Origin of the sequence: Anoxybacillus pushchinoensis (genome assembly GCF_900111795.1) — a bacterium.
Lineage (GTDB): Bacteria > Bacillota > Bacilli > Bacillales > Anoxybacillaceae > Anoxybacillus > Anoxybacillus pushchinoensis.
The window spans coordinates 1-4,988 of record NZ_FOJQ01000094.1; the positions used below are offsets into that span (position 1 = coordinate 1).

At 40.8% G+C, this 4,988-nt stretch carries 4 protein-coding genes; 2 read left to right on the top strand and 2 right to left on the bottom strand.

The genetic code is table 11. The features are described 5' to 3' along the window. Positions 1-54: 54 nt before the first annotated feature. Positions 55-456, bottom strand: a complete 402-nt coding sequence (tnpA, locus tag BM213_RS14115) for an IS200/IS605 family transposase (RefSeq protein ID WP_091705195.1) — start codon at positions 454-456, stop codon at positions 55-57. A 258-nt stretch (positions 457-714) separates the two neighbouring features. Between tnpA and brnQ the strand changes: the two genes are divergently transcribed. After that, positions 715-2,043 carry a branched-chain amino acid transport system II carrier protein gene (gene brnQ / locus BM213_RS14120; protein ID WP_091705199.1) on the top strand — a complete coding sequence of 443 codons (1,329 nt, stop codon included), beginning with the start codon at positions 715-717 and terminating at the stop codon, positions 2,041-2,043. Between the two features lie 23 nt (positions 2,044-2,066). Here brnQ and ezrA read toward each other — a convergent pair whose 3' ends face one another. After that, positions 2,067-3,758, bottom strand: a complete 1,692-nt coding sequence (ezrA, locus tag BM213_RS14125; RefSeq protein ID WP_091705201.1) for a septation ring formation regulator EzrA — start codon at positions 3,756-3,758, stop codon at positions 2,067-2,069. A 163-nt stretch (positions 3,759-3,921) separates the two neighbouring features. Between ezrA and hisJ the strand changes: the two genes are divergently transcribed. After that, the gene (gene hisJ / locus BM213_RS14130; protein ID WP_091705204.1) at positions 3,922-4,731 is read left to right on the top strand and encodes a histidinol-phosphatase HisJ; all 810 of its coding nucleotides are present in this window, start codon (positions 3,922-3,924) and stop codon (positions 4,729-4,731) included. Positions 4,732-4,988 lie beyond the last annotated feature (257 nt).

The following is a 4,988-nucleotide window of genomic DNA, read 5'->3' on the forward strand; positions in this document are numbered from 1 at the left end:
TTCTTCGTTGGGATATAAGCGATATTTGTATGCCCTTAACATAGATAAACTCACCTACCTTTCCTTTTGGGAGTGAATATAATTTCTTATTTGTTCTTCTGTATGTTCACTAACTGTTGCGACAAAATAAGATGGATTCCAAAGATGTCCTCCCCAAAGTTGTTTCTTTAACTCTGGGTATTGTTTAAATAACAACCTCGCACTTACACCTTTTAATGCCTTAATAATATCTGGTATATAATGCTGCGGACTACATTCTATGAGTAAGTGTATGTGGTCTAAATCTCCGTTGATTTCTTGTATCACAAACCCATTTTCTGCAGCAATCTTGTGCAATATGTCCACCAAACGCTGTTCTATTTTGTCAGTTAATATTTTGCGTCTATATTTCACACACCATACGATATGATATTGAATAGAATAGACATAACCTCGTCCGTAGTGTATTTTTGCCATATATTATCACCTAATTGTAGGGTAACATGTGCATGAGTGAAAATCAATTTTTTATCTGGTTTTATAGCCACATGATAAATAACATATGCTAGCGTCCTTACTCATGACTAAAGTCACGAGAATGCAGACGCATATTTTCTTCAAAAAAGAAATAATCAAAGAATATTTTAAAGATTGAAACTTTTTATAAAAACGACAAAATTTTTATTTTGTATGGTAGTATATATGCTGGTACGGAGACAACAAAGGAGGATCAGCATGTCGAAAAAAGATTTAATAGCTGTCGGTTTTATGTTATTTGCTTTATTTTTTGGCGCTGGTAACATGATTTTCCCTCCAGCTCTCGGGCAAGCAGCAGGGGAAAACATGTGGCTTGCCATCGCAGGTTTTTTAATTACCGGTGTCGGATTGCCAGTTTTAGCAATAATCGCGATTGCAAGAACAGGGAACGACTTGCAACAATTAGCTAGCCGAGCACATCCAGTATTTGGTGTCATCTTTACGATCGTTATGTATTTAGCCATCGGTCCGTTTTTTGGCATTCCGCGTACAGGAACTGTATCATTCGAAATTGGGGTAACACCGTTTTTGTCTGAAACTGTCGATCGCTCATTGATGCTAGCCATGTATACGGTTGTTTATTTTGTCGCATCACTTTGGTTAGCGTTAAATCCATCAAAATTAGTTGACCGAATTGGCAAGTTGTTAACACCTCTTTTACTCATCGGTCTTACTTTATTTTTTGTCAAAAGCATATGGACACCTATGGGAGACATTCAACCGCCAACGGATGCATATACAGACGCCCCGTTTTTTAAAGGGTTTGTTGACGGGTACTTAACGATGGATGCCATCGCAGCACTCGTTTTTGGTATCATCGTCATTCAAGCCATTCAACAAAAAGGAATTACAAATAAAAAACAATTAACGAAGCTTTGTATTCAGGCCGGGTTCGTGGCTGCTTCTGGATTAACGCTCGTGTATGTATCGCTCGCTTTTATTGGAGCATCGAGCGTACAAGCGATCGGTTATCGCAATAACGGCGGCGAAATCATTAGTCAAACCGCGACCTATTTATTCGGTCAAGCGGGTACAATCATTTTATCGATCATCATTATGCTTGCGTGCTTAACGACATCAGTTGGTTTATTATCTTCTTGCGCAAGTTATTTTTCGAAAATTTCGCCAAAGCTTTCCTATCGAACTCTTGTCATCGTGATGAGCGGCTTTAGCGCATTCACCGCAAATGTCGGTTTAACGAAACTCATTTCGTTATCCGTTCCTGTGCTTATTATTATTTATCCATTAGCCATTACCCTCGTCGCCCTATCGTTTCTCCATGACTATTTCAGGGGAAAACAAACCGTTTACATCGGGGCGCTCGCTGGTACGCTTCTCGTCAGCATCGTTGATGGACTGAAGGCAGCAGGATTTGATGTATCGTCCATCTTACATGTATACGAAAAAACATTGCCGCTCTTTGAACAAGGGATCGGCTGGCTTACACCAGCACTCATTGGCGGGGTCATCGGTTTATTACTAAACAAAACAAATCGTGTCACACGTACCGAAAGAAAAGTAAGTTAAAAGACGAGTGAAAGGACATCCTTTCACTCGTTTTCTTTTAGCCACTCTCGAATACGTTCAAATGCCCCTTCTTCGACTTGTTCGACCACAGCGATTGCTTTTTGTAATGCCAGTTCGTATTCGTATCTTCGAAACAGTTGTTCCGCTTCGTCTAATCCTTCTTTTACCACCTGAAAACGTCGACGATAGCGGTTGCCATACTGTATAACTCTTTCTGCTAATTGAGCTTGTTCAATCATTTCTTTTGTTTGATCATACACGTTTTGCACAAAAACGATCGCCTCATCTAACGCTTGATGAACCGCCTCCATATTCAATGGTTTTCCATCTAGCGTAAGGGAAACGCGTGTTAAGCTTTCGCGCGCTTCACTCACTTGTAACATATAAGACTCTGGCAAACCTGGGAGCTTGCTTTTTTTCACAAGTCGAATCGCTTCCGATAACTGCTTTTTCATTTCTGACAACTTCTCGCGCGCTGCTAATTCGTCTTTGCGTAACGCATATAAATGCTCGCGAAACTGGGCATGCTTCTCTTTTACTGTAGCAATTTGCGCTAAAATTTCTTCAAGCTCTTCACGAATAAGCGAGTAAGCTAAACGCTCCTCGGCCATCTTCGTTTGGATGAGCATAAAACGTTTCATTAGTTGTTGTACTTGCTTCTCGATTTGTCGATATTTATCTAAGTCGCTTTGCGATAAATGATAGCTTTGTTGCACAAATAATGTTTCATCACGCGTTTCCTTCGTTTCTTCTTCCAAATCGTAAAGCGTTTGTTCGATCTTTTCTGTTTCATCATGAACGAACCGTTCAGCATACACTTCTTTTTCTAATAAGTCGTACAACGTATCGACATCTTCTTGTGTTTCACGAAGGAGCGCTTCTGCTTCATCGACTTTAAGCTCTTCTAATAATGCAACCACTTGAGACACTTTTCCTCGAACCTCTTCAACCTCTTTATCAACCGGAAGATGGTCAAGCACATACCCTTTTTCTAACAGTTCACGATATCCCTCGACAATGTTGTCGAGTTGCGCAGGGATTTCAATTTGTGCGTCGCTTAATAAAAGCGGAATTTGTTCAATAAAACGGTTCAATTCATGTAGCTCGTTTTGAATAACCACTACGACTTCGCGAGCAGCCAAATAATTCCCTTCCGTTGTTAACTGTTCAAATGTCTGGAATTGGTTTTGAAGAGCATTTAATCGCTCCTCAAGCGCAACTTCTGTGCAACCAAATGCATGACGTTGAGTAAGCATCGCTTTTTTTACTTGACGATACTTTTCCTTCAGTTGCTCAATTTCTTCTCGATTTTTCTCTTCGCTTCCGACTAATTCTTGCAGTTCAAGTAAAATGCGTTGAATGCTTCCTTCAATGTCTTTCAGTTGTTGCTCCGTTTGTTGCAATGCATCTTTCGCTTTCATAAATCGGTATTTGACAACCGCTTCCTCAATGTCGAACAACTTTTCCTCTATATTCGGAAGCTGAACAGCAACAATATCGTCCCACTCATTTCGCCATTTTTCAAACAGCTGCTCTGTTTCCCCCATCATATTTAACGACTTAATTTTAGACAGTTCCTCTGGCACAGGTCGATTCATCAAGGAAATTTTCCATTGTTCTAATTCGTCAATTTGTTTATATAAACGTTTTCGATGTACATATGTATATGTAAGTCCTCCGATGACGAGGAGCGCACTAATCGCTACAAATTCCATAATGGGCCTCCTTGTTGTCAAACTTTCTTTTTTTATGGAGAAGGCATTTTCTTTTCAATGATTTTATGATACCATGTTAGCAACATTTTTTGAGCAAAAATTTTAATTTTTTTCCTAAAAAACGTGATTTTTGTCGAAGTTTGCGCCTAAAGGAGTGACTAATGTGCGCGATGGGCATATTCATACACCATTTTGCCCTCACGGAAGCGACGATGCGCTCCATGAATATATTGAAAGAGCCATTTCGCTCGGTTATACAGATATTTCATTTACTGAACATGCACCGCTTCCGAAAGGATTTATAGACCCAACCCCCTACCAAGATAGCGCGATGAAAGAGGAACAGCTAGCGTCGTACGTATCCATTTTACAATCATTAAAAAAACAGTACGAAAGACATATTCGTATTCGCATCGGATTAGAAGTTGATTTCATTCTCGGATATGAACAAAAAACGAAGGAGTTTTTAAATGAAATTGGTCCACAATTAGATGACAGCATTTTATCTGTTCATTTTTTAGCTGTCGGCAACGGCTATATGTGTGTTGATTACAGCGAGGAGATGTTTGGTGAAATCGTCGCCTCGCTCGGTTCCGTTGAACAAGTGTACGACGCATATTATAACGCCGTGTTAGCGTCCGTTGTTGCGGACTTAGGACCGTACAAACCAAAACGGATCGGTCACATCACGCTCGTTCGAAAGTTTCATCGGGCATACCCGTGTGAATATGATGCATCTAACATCATCGCACGTATTTTAAAAGAAATGAAATCCCGCCAATTAGAGCTTGATTATAACGGGGCTGGCGCAGTAAAACCACTTTGTCTAGAGCCTTATCCACCCCATTGGGTCGTCAAGGAAGCCGTCAAACGCGGCATCCCTCTTGTGTATGGCTCAGATGCCCACTCGGTCGCTGGCCTTCACCAAGGAATTGAACATATGTTGATGTATAAGGAGTCAACAACCCAATGACTAAAGTCATGGGCTTGTAAGCCCCATGTTGACCAGACCAAGGCTTGAAACAGAGCCTACGTTATAGATGTCATGACACGTTCGGGTGCTTCTCCAGCCCGTTCCTCTGTCGTGCAAGGTTAAACAAGCGTGGTGGGTAGCGCTAGTGTCTTGCACATAACAAGCATCTATAACATGGTCGAGGAGAATATGACCTGCTTTATGCAGAGGAAAGGGGAGAACCCTATGGTTTTTGTGTTAGACACAAACAAACGTCC